The following is a 15,686-nucleotide window of genomic DNA, read 5'->3' on the forward strand; positions in this document are numbered from 1 at the left end:
ACCGAGGCCGTCACTTACTTGACCTCTCTCAGATAACGCGCAGAGAAGGCTTCCTGCGCCGCCGCCATCTGTTCATAGTTGACTACGCCGGCCCGGGCGTAGTCGCAGTCCGGCAAGAACTGCGCGGCAACATCCGCAGGCATTTTCGTAGCTCGTACCGGCCGCAGATACGCCTTGGCCCACAGTGCCTGACCTTGATCGGAAAGGACGAAATCCAACACCTTCTCGGCGTTGGCCCGATGTGGGCCGTTGCCGACCATGCTCATCACGTAAGGCACGCTGATGCTGCCTTCCTTGGGAATCACGAACGCGACGTTGGCATTGTCCTTGTAACGCGCCCGATAGGCGTTGAAGTCGTAATCGACCAGAATGGGCAACTCGCCGGACAGCACCCGGGCATAAGCCGTCTGCTTGGGTACGATGGGCGCGTTTTTTGCGAGTTTCTGGAAGTAATCGATGGCTGGCGCGAAGTTGTCCAGGCTACCGCCCATGGCCTGGTTGATGGCCACCGCCGAGACATAACCGACGAAAGCGCTGGACGGGTCAAGGTAGCCGACCATGCCTTTGTATTCCGTCTTGAGCAGATCACTCCAGCTTTGCGGCACCGGCAAGCCACCCAGTGCATCGACGTTGACCATGATGCCCAAAGTGCCGGAGTGAATCGCAAACCAGTGACCTTCCGGGTCTTTCAAGCCAGCAGGAATCTGCTCCCACCCCTTGGGTTTATACGTGCCGACCACGCCGGCCTTTTGCGCCTGCAAACCGAAGGTGACGCCGTAATACACCACATCGGCTACCGGTGCAGCTTGTTCGGCTACCAACTGCGCCAGTGCCTGGCCGGAGTTCTTGTTATCCAGCGGGACCTGCACGCCCGTCGTATTGGCAATCGCCTTGAGTTGCGTGCCCCAGTCCGCCCACTCCGGCGGGCAGTTGTAGCAAATCGCCGTTTCGGCGGCCAAGGCCAGGTTGGCCACGCCACATAGCAGCAATGTCGCCAGGGTTTTATGGAAGCGAATCATCACGCATCTCCTCGTAGGGTTGAGTACTTTCGCCCGGCCGGATATGGCAAGGCAGGCAATGGGAAACCGGTGCGGCACCAGCGATCTGCGCCAACAATTGATCGATCACGGTACAAGCGAGCGTCGCGATGGGTTGAACAACGCTGCACAGCGTCGGATGCATCTGGGTACCAAGGGCGATACCGTCAAAGCCAATGATCGAAATCTGCCGGGGCACGTTCCAGCCGTTGCGCCGTAGTTCCGCAATCAGGCTGATCGCCAGCAAATCGTTGGAACAGACCAGCGCACTGAGCGCCTGCGGGCCGTGCAGTAACGGCTCGATGGCGGCGAAGTCAGCCTGGGTATGGGCGGGCATTTCGATCACCGGCAGGCTGTCGAGTCCGGCCTCACGCATCGCGTCGCAATAACCGGCGTGACGCAGGCGAGCGCGGTCGGACTGCAAGGCAGGACCTGCGACCATGCCTATCCTCCAGTGCCCCGCCTCCAGCAAATAACGAGTGGCAAGCGCCATGCCTGTGCGGTTATCCACCGACACGGTGCTGTAGTCCGGATTGCCGGGCTGGTGATAGGCCAACACAAAGGGGGTGTCTTCGCTGGCGAGGCTTTGCAGCACGCGGTTGCTCTTGGCATCGGTCACCGTCAGGACCAGACCGTCAACCCGACGCCGCAACAACTCCTCGACTACCGCGCTTTCGCGCTCGCTGCTGTAGTCGGTAGTTGCCAGCAATAGGTTGTAACCACGTAAACGCGCAGCGCGTTCCATCGCCTGAAACTGTTCAGCGAACACCGGGTTAAGGAGATTGGGAACCACCACACCGATCAGGTTGGTGGTTTGCAGGCGTAGTTGACGGCCAAGACGGTTGGGCCGAAAACCCAACTCGCGCGCTGCAGCAAATACTTGTTCTCGAGTGGCCGGACGTACCACTTCGGGGGAGGCAAAGGTTCGCGCTGCGGTCGCCCGCGAAACACCTGCCAGCCGTGCAACCTCTTTCAAATCAGTCATTGTCGCTCGCTTGAGATCGATCTCATTGGCGAGAAGATTACTCAGCGGACATGGCGTTCCCGCGATAGACAGATGACATTTCGATGTCAGGAATGACGCTCAATTGACAGGCCAACAGGCGGATCAGAACTGCTTAATAGTCAACGCCAGCAAATGAAACAGCGGCTGCCGAGACATCCAGAATGACCCCATGAGCATGATCCATGGAGAGCGCCTGAAAAGCCTGCAAGGCCGCTTCACATTGCCTGCTCCTATCAGAGCTAACAGTTAAGTGGGCGCGTGTTTAACCACGCACCCGTGCTGGCTGTGCGTTGTCTGGAAAGCTGGACATCAACTTTATGTGAGCTTTTTACCGGTCACAAAGGTAGGGGCCTGTCCTGAACCACACGTTTCATGACAAGCGTTGAGGTCAGGCGTTGCACGTTGGGCAGCGTTGAAAGGCTCTCATCGTAGAGCCTTTGAAACGCAGGCAAATCCTGAGTAATGACGTGCAACAGGTAGTCCGGCTCGCCAAATAATCGTTGAGCGTCGACTACTTGCGGGATATCGACAAGCGCCCTCTCGAAGGCCTCAACCGCCTGCCTGTCACCTTCATGCAATGTGGCAAATACCATGGCGGAAAAGTTAAGGCCCAATGCACCTGGATCAAGTTGTGCTCGATAGCCGAGTAACACGCCTGACTCTTCCAGTGCCCGCACCCGTCGATGGCAAGGGGAAAGGCTCAGTCCCACGCGCTCGGCGAGTTCGGTGACCGAAAGGCGACCGTCCTTTTGCAGCTCAGAAAGAATCTTGCGATCAATCCTGTCCATTTAGAAGAATCTACCCCTGCGCAGCAATCCGTTGATTATCTTTAGAATTAAATTCTAACAATAATTCATTATTCTTCCTCGCACCAATAATTACCGGAGCGAGACAATGCAGCACTCGGTGTGTCAGCAACATCGGTGGGTAGCGCCATGACCTTGAGCGTTTTTGTTGCCTTTTGGGCAGTGTCGATTCTATTCGTCATCACACCAGGCGCAGATTGGGCCTATGCGATTTCCGCGGGCTTGAAGGGCCGAGTGGTCATACCCGCCGTGGGCGGGCTCTTGTCCGGCCATTTGATCGCAACCATGATCGTTGCCGGTGGTGTCGGCACGCTGGTGGCCAACCACCCCGCTGCCTTGTCCGCGCTGACCGTTACCGGGGCGGGTTATCTGCTTTGGTTAGGTATAAACATGCTTGCCCGCCCCGCTACGCCACACTCTGATGATGTTCAGACGTCGGGTTCCTGGAAGCGCTGGGCGATCAAGGGGCTTTGCGTAAGCGGGCTGAATCCGAAGGTGTTCCTGCTGTTCCTGGCGCTTTTGCCTCAGTTCACCGACACCACCGCAACCTGGCCTGTGCCGATGCAGATGATTGCGCTGGGGCTCATCCACACGGTCAGTTGCGGCGTGGTCTATCTGCTGGTCGGATTTGGCTCACAGGTCGTACTGATTGGCGGGTAAATCGGCTGGCTGGCGACAGGAATGAGTTTCGAGTTCAAGCGACCGGTTTACGCGCAGGAACAGATCGCCTGTCACTGGCTCATCACTGAAGTAGATGAACGCGGTCACGCGAAAGCCGAGGTCAGGATGTTCAACGCAGAGGGAATCACGGTGATGAAGGCGACGACGACTGGAGTGCTACCCGGAACGGAAGAACGTGAATGCCTCAAGCAGATGCTTTCTGAAGGGGATCCGTCAAACGGTGCAGCCCAATCCATGAGTTGATTGCCTGGAGTTTGGCGCCTGCCGCCAGGTGCGTCCGTGATCCGCCCTGTAGACATCGGGTCTCGCAATCCGTGCGCGACCCGACGGAGTTGATACGTGCTTAGATCCGGATGATCTGGGTGATATGCGGCTCGCCATTAATAGGCGCGTAAATTTCCACGATCGCTTGCCAGCTGCTTGGCGAACCAGGCAGCGTTGCTTTCGCCTGATAACGATAGTTGGTGCCGTTGACGACCTGGGTCGAAACCAGTTCAGCCGTGTAGTGCACACCCACGAGCCCGGCCAGGGCTACATCGAATACTTCCTGATCCTTTGGAGTCAGTTCGTGATAAGGAGTCCATCCGCCAACGAAATTTTCTTGAGCCGACATACGATATATCTCCATATATAAGTTCCTACTCGTCTGGCTTTTCGGAGTTCGCCCCGTTTATTTAATGGTTTCCGGAATCCATTGTGCTGCGTGGTTTTGCGCACCGCCCTGTTTGTCGTGAAACAGCGCTTTTGGAAAAGACCGGTACATGCCGCAAGAGTCGAGCAACGCGTGCCATCAAGTGGCAGGCGGGTGCGGACGTATGGTCATGGAGGACATGGGTAGTGGTCGCCAACTTCAGATCCTTGTCCCTGACAGAAACGGTCATCGATGAATAATGACAGCCAGACCTCCGTGTCTTGTCTGCGGCGGCGTTGCTGATCGGGTAAGCCGCTGGATGGCTTTAAGCTATCAAACTTAAGTGGAAAGTATGTCCGCATTTGACTGTGTGAGATGTAAGGCATTGGCTATTCATGATGCGCTCTCGCATCTCGGCGGCGACAGAGTTGCCGCGCTTGCTGGAGCACGGGCGCACGCCAGACGATTCGCCCATCGTCCGAGCTGCAGACCGGGGTATTGAGCGGCCAGCCGGCAGGATCGGCCGCGTACGACCAGCCGAGGTCCCGCAGTTTGTCCCGGCACGGTAGCAATTCGGTCACGCCCAGGCGGATCGCGCGATCGATCGCATGACCGAGTTCGGCCGGATGCGGATAGTAAGGCGTCAGTAGGAACGCTCGCTGCGGCGACGCGCCCGCCCACGTGAGTCCGGCATCCACCATGTCGACGATCGCGGCCAGTCCGGCAGCATGCTCCGGCCCCGCGCGCTTGAGCAACGCGGCAACGTTGATATTCACGCAAAGATCAACGATATTCGGATAGACCAATTCATCCAGCCAGGTCAGATAGACGCCTTCGCGATGCCAGGGCTTTGCGTCGGCTGCGACCCACCTCAGGCGAAAAGCCTCGAGCACGTGGCGCGGGGCGAGCGTCAGCCGCTGCGCCGGCCAGCGGCCGCCGTCGACCAGCGCGAGCGTGAAGAGTGCGGTGTCGTCGGCGTCCGGCAGAAGCGCAATGGGCATCCACTCCGGCTGGCGATCGGGTGGATAGAACGAGAACGCGCCGCGCCGGTCCGTCCGCTCGCAGCACGCCAGGAAGTCGAGCGCGCGCATGCGGGCCGCGGTCAGCGCCGGTGTGGCGGGCCATGCCGAGAGCTCATGCAGGACGAGCGCGGTCACGAAACCGTTCTCGTCGGCGGCCGGGCCTGTCGGCAGATCGACAACGGACCCGAATGCGCCGCTGGGCGATTGCGCGGCCAGCAGCGCATCCAGCGCGGCGGCGGTGGCGGTGGCGGTCAGGTGGACGACGCTCATGCCGGCTCCAGAGGCGGCGCAACGCCAAACGTGACGCCGAACTCGGCGTCGCCGTGCACGGTGATGCCAAACATCGTGTGATGGGTCGTCGGGTCGTCGAGAGCGGCGAGCGGCTCCGTCAATTGCGCGTAGAAGCGCAGGTCCCATCCGTGGCGCCGGCCAAGCTCCAGGATACGCGCACGGGTCCGTCCATCGCCGCCGAACAGCGCGCGCGCGTGGGTGTAGAGCGTGAACGCGGTCGGCTCGCCACGCGCGGAGACCGAATAGCTGAAACCGTACAGATCGCCCGGAAGCTCGCGCCAGATCGGTACGCCGCAGCATTCGCCCAACAGCTCGACGAGTTCGCGGTAGCGCGACGCGAGATTCACCCGCGCGAGCAGCGCGACCAGGTCCGGCGCGATCATGCCTTCGATTCGCGAGTAGAACTCCGTGCGCTGCGAGTCGGGGTCCACGCCAATCAGCTCGATGTGCTGGCGCTTGTCCGGGAGCGACTTGGGCCTGCCGATCACGTCGGCGGCGAAGGAGTCGGCATCGGCCGCCGCGTCCTTCGGCACCTCGAAGTAGAGCTTGGCGCGACACTGCCCTGCGCGATGCCGTACACCGATATACGCGCCGAAGCGCAGCGGATGACCGGCCTGGAACCGGCGAACCGCGTCGACGGTGGACGCGGGCGCCGGTGTGGCGCCGAGCGCCGCAAGCTGCCCGAGCGCGGCATCGACCCCGCCGCGCGGATCGCTGCCGGGCAGCGCCGGGTCGAGCGTATAGCGCAACGCATCGTCGGCGGTGGAGAACGCGATCTCGACCGGGAAGCCGCTCATGGTCAGCAGGCTGCCCGTGAAGCCGTCGGCTGCACGGACGTGATCGTCGAGCAGGCGCAGGAGCCGTGTGCGCGCCTCCTCCGCGTCGTCGCCGTGAAAGTGCCGGGCGATGTGCAGCGCGCGTTCGAGTGCTGGGTGCCAGGCCATCGCGCTACCCCTGTCCGGTGCCGCGTGGGGGCAAAACCAGCAGCATGCTTGTCTGATTGTCTGCGGACTCGATACGCGTCGTCCCGTCCTCCAGGTAATAGCGGGCAACGTAACCGTAGATCGGCGTCACGCCGTCGACGGCCGTGCTACTTGCATACTCGTAGCCGCTTTCGCGCGTGAACGGGAAGTCTTGCCCGTCGTTCGGCGGGTTCGTGAACGTTACCGTCACCTTCACGTGCTCGTTCACGCTCCAGTCGATCCGCGACGGATCGAGCGTGACCGACGCGGGCAGCGTATCAGGCGTGATGTCCACGCTGACGGCGGCCGTCGGGACATCGATCGGCGTCAGTTCGTCGTTGGCCAGCAGCGTGCCCGTGAAGCTGGTCGCGGCGCAATCCGGATCGACCACCATGTACCTGTACGTGACGGACGGATGGGCGCGGTTGAGCGTGACATTCGCCGGACCGATGCCCTGGATCGCCCATTTCCGTGACGGGATGCCCAGGTTACCCGATTCGCTCGTGCTGAGCGCAAGCTGCACCTGATCTCCCGCGCCGAGCTTGCGCGCGGTCAACGTGACCGATTTCTCCTGCAGCACAGACGTGGCCCTGACGAACGCGAGGGCGGGCTGCGTACCGGGCTGGAAGACGGTGCCGGTTTCCTCGCCGTTTGAGTCCGGCGTCTTGCCGGCGATCTTGTATTCGAGCCAGTACGAGAACAAGCCCGGCGTATAGTTTTTGCGCGCGACGAGGAGCGCAGGCAGCACGTGCTTGTCGCTCATTTCGCCGGATTCATAGTGGACGATGACGCTCTGGATAAGAGCGGGCATCGCGTCGGCCAGGACGAAATTGCGAATGCCGACCTCGTCGAGCGTGATCGACGTCGCGCCATGCCCGTCGATCTCGCCCGAGTCGAACGGCTGAAGTCCCGCATTCGGCTTGAACGTGACGACGTAGCGATAGCGGTAGTCGAGCCGCCACGCGACCGGGGAGATTGCCGTCTGGAAGATGCTGGTCGACCACGGCTGCGTGTGGCCCGGGTTGAAGATGCTGTGGCCAGGCGACCCGCCCGGGTTTGCGACGGTCAGCGCGATCGATTCGATCGGCAGCGTTTCGAAGTAGTCCGCGACCGGCGTGAAGGTGACAGGCGTGACGGGCGGCAGCGCCGGCAGCACCAGCAGCGGCGTCGCGCCGGCTCCCGATTGCGCCCAGATCGAGCCGTCGTTCAGCGTGTAGGTCGCCGTCCATGGGTAGCCCGCGGCCGGCAGCGACAGCCAGCGGGCGGTGGCACTGGCAGCGGTGAAGGTCAGCGGGTGGCCGGCGAGCTCCGCGTCGACGCGCGTGACCCGGCCCCAGTCGATCAGCAGCGGTGTGACGGTGACGGCGATGGTGGCGGAAATGCCGGCACCGACCTGGATCGTCGTGCCGTCGGCCACCGTGAGTGGAATCGGTGTGACTTCGCCGGTGAGTCCGAACTGCTGGCCGTCATACAGGACGACGCCGGCGGTGGCGGGACCGGGGTCGAACTGCCACGTGTCCTCCGGATGTTCAGCGGTGAGTGCGCACCAGTGGTTCGCGCAGTAATTGTGATCTGTGTCGAGGTAAACGAGGTTCAGCACGATCAAGCTGAGCGGCGGGATATCCCCGTCCAGCCCGTGACCGACGATGCGATAGAGGATGTTCGCCATGGTGACTCCGAACCGGTGGGTGCGTGCAGGAAATGCGGGGGGCGACAGCGTCGCTTCCCCCGCGGCATTGCAGTCCGCCCGACGCGAGCCGGGCGGTGGCGCACGTTATTTCACACTCGCGAGCTCTTCCTCGTCGGCCAGGTTGATGCCCGTGAGCAGACGGAGGTGGGCCGCCTCGATCGCGTGCGCATGCTCTTGCGGAACGAGGTAGGGCCGTTCGTTGGCCAATACCTGCTTGTTGCTCCACATCCTCGGCAGCACGAGCAGCGCCGACGTCATCTTCGTCTGCTGGATGACGACTGGCGATGCGTCCTTCGGATAGTAGGCGCCCGAGTAGTACCAGGTCAGGCTGGGCACCTGTCCGTCGAGCATGAACGAGTAGTACTGACTGCCCGTTCCCTTGAGGAACTGGAACGGGTGTTGCTTGATCGGTTGCCCGGTCGCATTCAGCAGGTAGACGTCGATCTTGACCATGTCATACAGGTTCCACTGGATCAGCGACGGATCGATGGTCACCATGAACGGAGTCTGCTTCGCCGTAACGTTGATCGGTTGCCGCTGCGGCACGTACAACGGCGTCGGGTAACTGACGATTTCGCCGTCGTCCACGTATTGCACCGTCACGTCGCAGTAAGCGTTCTTGTTGTTCGGCGCGAGGAATTTCCACGGGGTGATCGAATCGCCTTTCTTCTCGACCTGCCAGACATTGCCCTGCACCGACACGCTGTTGTCCGGATCGACGTAGTATGCGGACACATAGACGTTTTCCATGTCCTTCGCCCATACCGGATACAGGGTGACCTGCTGCAGGGCCAGCGGTGATCCGATCTGCACGGAGTTATCGTTGATCGGCTGGCTGGGCGCGAGGGTCACGCGCGAACCATCTCCCATGACGTAGAGCACCGAGTAGGTGTAGTTCGTCGTATAGGGGAGCGCAGTCAGGAACGATACGGGCCACTTTTCCTCGTTCGCATGGAACACATAGCTCTTCGTCTTGGCCTCTGCCGCCTGGCCGGGGGCCACGTTGGTGTTGACGAATACGAAGTCGACTTGCACTTGCCGCACCGATTGCTCAGAGGTGCCAAACTGGATGCCCGACGTCTCGAACGTAACGGCCAGCGCTGCGAGCGAGCCGGCATTGAACGTCACGCTCGCCTGTCCCTCGACGGCGGCGTCACGCTGGATCGTCGGCGACTCATACGACGTTTTGTCCGTGTAGGTGACGATGTATTTGTACGAATAGCGCAGGTTGGGCGAACCATCCGGATTGGTGACCGCGGGGCGTTTGAAGATCCAACTGGTTGTGTCCTTGGTCAGAGTCTCGGAGTCGTTGCCCGACGGCGATTGCGCCAGGACCTGCACCGACGCGACCCCGGCGCTGATCAGGTCGACGTTGGTAAGCTGGAACACGACCGAGAGCGGGCTGTAGTCGACCACCTCGTAGACCCGGTCCCACACATCCTTCGAGAAGGCGGGCAGCAGGGTCGACGACTGCGCAATCCAGTCGACCACTGTGTTCTGCGTGTTCGTGTACGAGAACGAACTCACCTGGCTCATGCTGAACGTGTAGTCGTTTCCTGACGGATTATTCGTCTGCATCATCGCGATGGTCGAATTGACCGACTGGGTGACGGCATTCTGCAACGTCTGCTGCGCCCAGTTTGTGATCGCCTGCCCCTGCGCCGACATCGGGTCGATCTTGCCCCAGATATAATCGATCGTGCCGGCCTGCGACTGGCTCAGGTACTGCTTGACGTCGACGGTGCGGCTGGTTTCCGAACCCCAGACGTTTTTGTCGATGTGGATGGTCTGCTCGTACTGATAGGCGGCGCTCGAGTCGAATCCAACCGTGACCGACACGCCCGGCAACGATCCCGGCACGTGCATCTGGTACTGGACATCGTACGTGCCGCCGCCACCCGAGCTGCCGAACGCGGTGATAAACGCAGCGACCGCGGCCTGGTCCGGCAGGGAGATCGAGAACGACGCGCGGGCACTCGCCTGCCCGATGTCACCGGTCGTCGGCGCCAGAGAGGGCCAGGCTACCGCCGAATAGCTGCGCATCTGCTCGTTGTCGTCGGGATACTGGTAGTTGAACCAGGTCGTACCGAGGGTCCAGTCCCAGCCGCCGATCCGGATGTCGTTGCCGAACTTCCTCTGCACGGCCTCGATGGCCCCCGGCGGCGTTTGCAGCACGGTCTGGAAATTGCACTGTCCGGAAACACCTTTGCCATTCTTGAACTGCCGCAGCGAGAATTCCGGCAGACCGCTCGCGGCGATCGCGAATTGCGGCTGCGGAACGACGTAATACTTTTTGGCGTCCTGATTGTCCTTGTAAATCTGGATCGTGTATGACCTTCCGCCGAAATCGTACTTCAAGGTATCCGAGCTTCCGATATCCAACATGACTCTGTCTCCCTAACGTGTGACATGAAGTGAGCGTCGCGGCCTGCGTGTATCGCGGCCGAAGCTGGTGCCCCTTGCCTCATGCCGACTACCCCACGGCATGCGAATGCATTCGACGCCGAAGCATCGATAATCCGAGCGATAGCTCCCGTTTTCCTTCGGGCGCGCCGGTGGGCATTGTTTGGGTTGTTGATACGGCCGAGTGAGCGGCCGGCTCATCATTCGGATATTTTTGAGCACTGACAACTACCAGAACTGGTAGGTGCGCATGGCATGTATTTTGCGTTTCGTATCGAGCCGAATGCTGTCCGATCCGGATAAAGGTGCACCGTTTACTGCTGAACCCAAAAACCGACGCTAGGTGTCGGTTCGTATATTTCGCGGATGCGGTTTAGGGGCTGGCGCATCAGTTGTTTGCGAGCTGAGCCACTTCGCTGGACGACACAAGCGTCTTCAGTGACGCATCAAACTGCTTCAGCGCGCTCAATTGCAGCTCGGTTTGCCGGTCGATCTGCGCGGCGATCTCTGGCGCTGCTTTGCCATGAACCCAGACCGAAGGCATTTGTTGTTCACGCGAGCCTTCGGCCTTGCCGATGTATTGCAGGTTCGAGTCGTAGAACTTGGCCATGAATCGCGCTTCAACCTGGTTGTTGCGCTTGGACACCAGGCGGCTGTAAGTGTCCAGCATCACCACCACGTCAGGACGGGCTTGCACCAGCGCGTCGAGGTTGTCGTAGACGGTCACCGAGGCGAACTCTTTCTGTAGCGATCCCATCAGCCAGTTGATCGCCAGTTTCGGATCGGAGCTGCTGACGAACGCGCTGCTGATGCGCGAGTCGAGCGCAGGGTTCTTCGCGCCGTTCAGCGCTACCGAATGGTACTGCTCCAGGTATTCGAGGGTGTTGAGGGTATTTTCGCTGTAGAGCACACCCACCGACTGAGCGTGCTGCAGGCCGATGGTGCTGTCGACCACGGGTAAAAAATGGCAGGACTGTTCCGCCGCGTAGGTCGTTGCTGTGGCGGCTACACTGCCGGTCAAAACGGCGACAAGTGCCAGCAAGGTAGAGATTCTCATCGCGCAGTTCCTTCAGAAGCGGCTTCGGTATAGCGCCATCCTCCTCCTTTGCCGGAAAAACAGAACTTGCATTCCGTGATGATAACTATCGACTGAACGAATGGTGGGAAGCCTATGAGCTACAGTTGTGTTGAGCTTGGGCAGGCTATACCTCACATGTCGGTATCGTCTGTCATCAAATGCCAAGTCACTGACGCTCAATGAAAAGCAGTCGCTTTGCGCGTGACGATACTGGCTTGCTAATCGAAGTCGGTCAGTTAATTGAAAACCCACTTGCGCATTACATCGGATACCCCTCCTCCCCCATTGGTGTATGTGGGGGACGCTGTCAGATACATCTCAGTAAAAAACAAAGAGAGAACAGCATGAAGTTCAGTCTTGTTGATAACAGCAACCCGAGCCGCCGGCGCGTTCTACGCGATGCCTTCGCCCTGGCTTTGGCAGCGTCGCCATTGGCCAACCTTGCCAAGGCAGACGACGAAACACCGGAAGAAGTGACCTTTGCTGCCGAGCCACGGCCGCTGGTGCAATACCCGCAAAAACGTCCGTTGACCCTGGTGACCACCCGCCCGCCGCACCTTGAGACGCCATTCCCCGTCTTCAACGAAGGGCCCATCACGCCGAATGACGCGTTTTTTGTGCGTTACCATCTGGCCAATATCCCTACCAGCATCGATCCGGAAAGTTACCGCCTGACGATCAAGGGCTCGGTCAACACACCGCTGTCGCTTTCCCTTGCAGAACTCAAGGCTTTGGCCGAACCGGTAGAAGTGGTGGCCGTCAATCAATGTTCGGGTAACAGCCGCGGCTTCTCGATGCCGCGCGTGTTCGGCGCTCAACTGGGCAATGGTTCAATGGGTAATGCCCGCTGGGTGGGAATACCGCTCAAGGCGGTATTGGAAAAGGCCGGGGTGAAAGCCGACGCCAGGCAAGTGACATTCCGTGGGCTCGACAAGCCAGTGCTGCCGAGCACGCCGGAGTACATCAAAGCCCTGGACATCAGCCATGCCATGGACGGCGAGCCCATGATCGCCTGGTCGATGAACGGAATCGACCTGCCATTCCTCAACGGTTACCCGATACGTCTGGTGGTGCCAGGTTATTTCGGTACGTACTGGGTCAAACACCTGAGTGAGATCGAAGTCGTTGATCACACCTATGACGGTTTCTTCATGGCAAAAGGTTACCGGGTTCCAGACAACGATTGTTTCTGTGTCGCCCCCGGCACCACTGCGGCGCAAACGCGGCCGATTTCCAAGCTGCCGGTACGCAGCTTCATCACCAGCGTCAAACACGGCGATGTGTTGCCGCTGAAAAAAAGCGTGGTGCTCAAGGGCATTGCGTTCGACGGCGGCGATGGGGTCAACAAGGTGGAAGTGTCGATCGATGGCGGGAAAACCTGGCGCGAAGCCAAGCTTGGTCAGGACCTTGGCCGTTTCTCCTTCCGCGAGTGGACGCTGCCGATCACCTTTACCAGCAAGGGCGCCACACAGTTGATGGTGCGAGCCAGTAACCGTGCGGGCGAGACGCAGCCGCTGCGAGCCGACTGGAACCCCGGTGGCTACCGCCGCCACGTTGTAGAAACCAGCCACGTGACCATCGCCTGAGGGGGCCCCGCATGAAACGCATGACCACCTTGCTCTGCGTAGTTCAGGTTTGTTTAGCCACCATGGCTAACGCAGCGCCACTATCGATCACGTTGCCGCCCGAAACGGCTGTGTTCAAACCCGATGCCCTGCCCGGCTACCCATTGGCTCAACAGAAGTGCTCCACCTGCCATTCTGCCGACTACATCAACTTCCAGCCTCCCGGTATGAGCCTGGCGCAGTGGACTGGGGAAGCGAGCAAGATGCAGCACGTGTATGGCGCTCCGATCAGCGATCAGGATGTGAGCATCATCGGCGCGTACCTTGCGGTGACCTACGGCAGTGCTAATGCGAGCGATGCCGATGTGCAGGCCGCCTCAACCCCATCGGCAGGTCAAACCCCGGCGGCGCCTGTAGCCAAGCCTTAATGCGAAATAATCCCGTGGTCCATCGCGTACTTGACCAAGGCCGCGGGCTTGTCGATATTGAGTTTGCGACGGATGCTCAATCGATGGGTTTCCACCGTCCGAACGCTGATGTCCAGCTCGCGGGCCATTTCCTTGTTGTTCATTCCCAGAGCCATCTTGCACAGCACCTGGCTCTCGCGCGGCGTCAGCTCGTTCTCGGTATTCTTGTCGGCGATGAGCCTCTGCGCGATCTCTGCACTGTAAAACGTTCCGCCGCTGGCAATCGCTTCAATGGCCGCAATGATTTCCCGTGAAGGTGCGTTCTTCAGCACATAGCCGCTGGCACCAGAACGCACAGACTCACTCACATACTCATAGTTGTCGTACATGCTGAGTACCAGAATCTTGAGCAACGGATATTGCTTGCTCAACACTCGGGTCAGCTCAAGTCCATTCATGTCCTTCAGACTGATGTCGACCAGTAACAGGTCCGGCTGACAGAGCCTCACCATCTCAATCGCTTCGGCGCCACTCTCGGCTTCTCCCACCACTTCCAGGGGGGACATGACCGCCAGCAGAGCCTTGATCCCGTCACGGACCAGGGAATGATCGTCGACCAGGGCGACGCGGATTGGGTAGGACAGGTTCATCAGGGGCATTCACTCTTGTTGTTATTGGTTGAGTCAGTGTTTCGGACCGGGCATTTTCATTGGCAGCAGAACGTCCAGGACACTTCTTCCCGGCGTCGATGCAAGTTCGAATCGTCCACCAAAATGCTCGACTCGTTCACGGATGTTCCGCAGCCCTATACCGGAGTGGCGGCGTTCGACTTGAGCGACGTTGAAACCGACACCGTCATCGACCACCGTCAGCCGTATGGACTCTTCGGACCCGTGCAGGGTAACGGATACGTTTTGGGCCTGGGCATGTCGTTCGATGTTGGTCAGGCCTTCTTGCACAATGCGAAACAACGAGACCGCTGCCCCATCGACCAGATGACACTCGAACTCATTGTTGTTGTAGGTCACCACCAGTCCGCTGCGTTGCTCGAACTCTGCGGCGAGTTGACCGATCGCCGCCGACAGACCCAGTGTGTCGAGCAGCGACGAGCGCAGGTTGTGAGAGAGGCTGCGAACCTCGCCAATCGCGTCTCCGAGGCGCTCCGTGGCCTCTCTTAAAATGCTCAATCCCGTGTCCTGTCCACTCTCCAGCACATGGCTGGCCAGTTCGAACTGAAACTTGATGGACACCAGTACCTGGCTGATACCGTCGTGCAGTTCACGGGAAATCCGTGATCGCTCCTCCTCTTGCAAACTGACGATACGCTGGGTCAACCGTTGAAGTTTTTTGTCGGCCAGACGATGTTCGCTGACGTTCAGCGTCATGCCGCTGGCGAAGACGAAAAGCACTGCCACGAGGGCTACTACGGCAATTGCGAGCATCGTTTTGCGGATGCCCTGAGCCACCTCGTCACGCGCCTGCTGTGTTGCGCGCTCAACGTCCTCAAGGTAGATGCCGGTACCGAGCATCCAGCCCCAACGATCCAGCATCACGACATAGGCGAGCTTGTCGGTCACTTGACCGGAAGAGGGTTTGTTCCAGGCATAGCGTTGAAAGCCCTCCCCTGACTCCGCGCTTTTCAGTAACGCCTGGATCACCGGCAGACCGTGCGGGTCCTTCATGTCCCACAGGTATTTACCCACCAGTTCCGACTGCCGCGAGTGCATCAGGCTACGACCCTGGCGGTCGTAGACGAAGAAGTAGCCATTGATACCAAAGCTGAGCTTACGCAGTTCTTCCAGCACTTGTTGCTGTGCGTGCTCGTCACCCTTGCCGTTGTCGTACAGCGGCGCGATCAGGCTTTGCGCCATTTCGACGTAGTTTTTCAGTTCTGCACGCTTGCTGGCCAGAATGCTGTCTTCGATCAGTTGCGTCTGTTGATCACCCAGTTGGCGGTTCAGGGAAATCACCAGCGCGCAGATGACAGCAATCGCCAACACCAGCGGCAGAATCCCGAGCGCGACGATTTTATGTTTGAGCTGCATCTCTGCTCCTGACCGGACCGAGGGAAAGCGAAGGCCCGGCATCATATGCCAAAGATACGCGC

Annotated in this window: 13 protein-coding genes and 2 pseudogenes; 4 read left to right on the top strand and 11 right to left on the bottom strand. The window is 59.9% G+C overall.

The genetic code is table 11. The annotated features are described in order from the left end of the window. Window positions 1-14: 14 nt before the first annotated feature. The 3 genes from BK658_RS06550 to BK658_RS06560 form a co-directional block, all read right to left on the bottom strand. Complete coding sequence (locus tag BK658_RS06550) at window positions 15-1,019, bottom strand: ABC transporter substrate-binding protein (protein ID WP_123581598.1); 1,005 nt, start codon at window positions 1,017-1,019, stop codon at window positions 15-17. Then, the gene (locus BK658_RS06555; protein ID WP_123581599.1) at window positions 1,003-2,022 is read right to left on the bottom strand and encodes a LacI family DNA-binding transcriptional regulator; all 1,020 of its coding nucleotides are present in this window, start codon (window positions 2,020-2,022) and stop codon (window positions 1,003-1,005) included. Before BK658_RS06555 ends, BK658_RS06550 begins: the two co-directional genes overlap by 17 nt. Before the next feature lie 356 nt (window positions 2,023-2,378). Further along, window positions 2,379-2,831, bottom strand: coding sequence for an Lrp/AsnC family transcriptional regulator (locus BK658_RS06560; RefSeq protein WP_123581600.1), 453 nt, complete (start codon window positions 2,829-2,831; stop codon window positions 2,379-2,381). Between the two features lie 147 nt (window positions 2,832-2,978). On the opposite strand from BK658_RS06560, the gene BK658_RS06565 reads away from it, so the two are divergent. Together BK658_RS06565 and BK658_RS06570 are read left to right on the top strand one after the other, a co-directional pair. Beyond that, a complete protein-coding gene (locus BK658_RS06565) occupies window positions 2,979-3,509 on the top strand; it encodes a LysE family translocator (RefSeq protein WP_259740060.1) in 531 nt (176 codons plus the stop codon). Beyond that, window positions 3,510-3,773 (top strand): annotated as a pseudogene (locus tag BK658_RS06570) (hotdog family protein); the annotation flags it as partial. 100 nt (window positions 3,774-3,873) lie between these two features. On the opposite strand, the gene BK658_RS06575 reads toward BK658_RS06570, so the two are convergent. The 6 genes from BK658_RS06575 to BK658_RS06600 all read right to left on the bottom strand — a co-directional run bounded on the left by BK658_RS06575 (window position 3,874) and on the right by BK658_RS06600 (window position 11,586). Continuing rightward, window positions 3,874-4,143, bottom strand: a complete 270-nt coding sequence (locus BK658_RS06575) for a hypothetical protein (protein ID WP_123581601.1) — start codon at window positions 4,141-4,143, stop codon at window positions 3,874-3,876. A gap of 407 nt (window positions 4,144-4,550) precedes the next feature. Beyond that, the gene (locus BK658_RS06580) at window positions 4,551-5,453 is read right to left on the bottom strand and encodes a hypothetical protein (RefSeq protein WP_123581602.1); all 903 of its coding nucleotides are present in this window, start codon (window positions 5,451-5,453) and stop codon (window positions 4,551-4,553) included. Next, window positions 5,450-6,418, bottom strand: a complete 969-nt coding sequence (locus BK658_RS06585) for a hypothetical protein (RefSeq protein WP_123581603.1) — start codon at window positions 6,416-6,418, stop codon at window positions 5,450-5,452. Before BK658_RS06585 ends, BK658_RS06580 begins: the two co-directional genes overlap by 4 nt. Window positions 6,419-6,422: 4 nt before the next feature. Then, on the bottom strand, window positions 6,423-8,105 hold the full coding sequence (locus tag BK658_RS06590; RefSeq protein ID WP_123581604.1) for a hypothetical protein: 1,683 nt from the start codon (window positions 8,103-8,105) through the stop codon (window positions 6,423-6,425). Between the two features lie 105 nt (window positions 8,106-8,210). After that, the gene (locus tag BK658_RS06595) at window positions 8,211-10,511 is read right to left on the bottom strand and encodes a hypothetical protein (protein WP_123581605.1); all 2,301 of its coding nucleotides are present in this window, start codon (window positions 10,509-10,511) and stop codon (window positions 8,211-8,213) included. 406 nt (window positions 10,512-10,917) lie between these two features. Next, complete coding sequence (locus BK658_RS06600) at window positions 10,918-11,586, bottom strand: ATPase (RefSeq protein ID WP_123581606.1); 669 nt, start codon at window positions 11,584-11,586, stop codon at window positions 10,918-10,920. Window positions 11,587-11,951: 365 nt separating this feature from the next. Here BK658_RS06600 and sorA point away from each other — a divergent pair, with 365 nt between their 5' ends. Together sorA and sorB are read left to right on the top strand one after the other, a co-directional pair. Then, a complete protein-coding gene (gene sorA / locus BK658_RS06605) occupies window positions 11,952-13,193 on the top strand; it encodes a SorA family sulfite dehydrogenase catalytic subunit (RefSeq protein ID WP_123581607.1) in 1,242 nt (413 codons plus the stop codon). A gap of 11 nt (window positions 13,194-13,204) precedes the next feature. Then, a pseudogene (gene sorB / locus BK658_RS06610) lies at window positions 13,205-13,594 on the top strand (SorB family sulfite dehydrogenase c-type cytochrome subunit); the annotation flags it as partial. A gap of 2 nt (window positions 13,595-13,596) precedes the next feature. Here sorB and BK658_RS06615 read toward each other — a convergent pair. Next, window positions 13,597-14,229: a response regulator gene (locus BK658_RS06615; RefSeq protein WP_054597410.1), complete on the bottom strand. Its 633-nt coding sequence runs from the start codon at window positions 14,227-14,229 to the stop codon at window positions 13,597-13,599. Window positions 14,230-14,262: 33 nt separating this feature from the next. Continuing rightward, window positions 14,263-15,624 (bottom strand): cache domain-containing protein, encoded by a 1,362-nt coding sequence (locus BK658_RS06620; protein WP_123581608.1) that lies wholly within the window; start codon window positions 15,622-15,624, stop codon window positions 14,263-14,265. Window positions 15,625-15,686 lie beyond the last annotated feature (62 nt).

The sequence above is a fragment of the Pseudomonas brassicacearum genome, from assembly GCF_003732175.1.
In the GTDB taxonomy this organism is placed as follows: Bacteria; Pseudomonadota; Gammaproteobacteria; order Pseudomonadales; family Pseudomonadaceae; genus Aquipseudomonas; species Aquipseudomonas brassicacearum_G.

Coding starts and splice junctions, on each gene's coding strand:
- BK658_RS06615 (WP_054597410.1), bottom strand. CDS start 14,229: ATGAACCTGTCCTACCCAATCCGCGTCGCCCTGGTCGACGATCATTCC.
- BK658_RS06560 (WP_123581600.1), bottom strand. CDS start 2,831: ATGGACAGGATTGATCGCAAGATTCTTTCTGAGCTGCAAAAGGACGGT.
- BK658_RS06580 (WP_123581602.1), bottom strand. CDS start 5,453: ATGAGCGTCGTCCACCTGACCGCCACCGCCACCGCCGCCGCGCTGGAT.
- BK658_RS06565 (WP_259740060.1), top strand. CDS start 2,979: ATGACCTTGAGCGTTTTTGTTGCCTTTTGGGCAGTGTCGATTCTATTC.
- BK658_RS06585 (WP_123581603.1), bottom strand. CDS start 6,418: ATGGCCTGGCACCCAGCACTCGAACGCGCGCTGCACATCGCCCGGCAC.
- BK658_RS06575 (WP_123581601.1), bottom strand. CDS start 4,143: ATGTCGGCTCAAGAAAATTTCGTTGGCGGATGGACTCCTTATCACGAA.
- BK658_RS06595 (WP_123581605.1), bottom strand. CDS start 10,511: ATGTTGGATATCGGAAGCTCGGATACCTTGAAGTACGATTTCGGCGGA.
- sorA (WP_123581607.1), top strand. CDS start 11,952: ATGAAGTTCAGTCTTGTTGATAACAGCAACCCGAGCCGCCGGCGCGTT.
- BK658_RS06590 (WP_123581604.1), bottom strand. CDS start 8,105: ATGGCGAACATCCTCTATCGCATCGTCGGTCACGGGCTGGACGGGGAT.
- BK658_RS06600 (WP_123581606.1), bottom strand. CDS start 11,586: ATGAGAATCTCTACCTTGCTGGCACTTGTCGCCGTTTTGACCGGCAGT.
- BK658_RS06550 (WP_123581598.1), bottom strand. CDS start 1,019: ATGATTCGCTTCCATAAAACCCTGGCGACATTGCTGCTATGTGGCGTG.
- BK658_RS06555 (WP_123581599.1), bottom strand. CDS start 2,022: ATGACTGATTTGAAAGAGGTTGCACGGCTGGCAGGTGTTTCGCGGGCG.
- BK658_RS06620 (WP_123581608.1), bottom strand. CDS start 15,624: ATGCAGCTCAAACATAAAATCGTCGCGCTCGGGATTCTGCCGCTGGTG.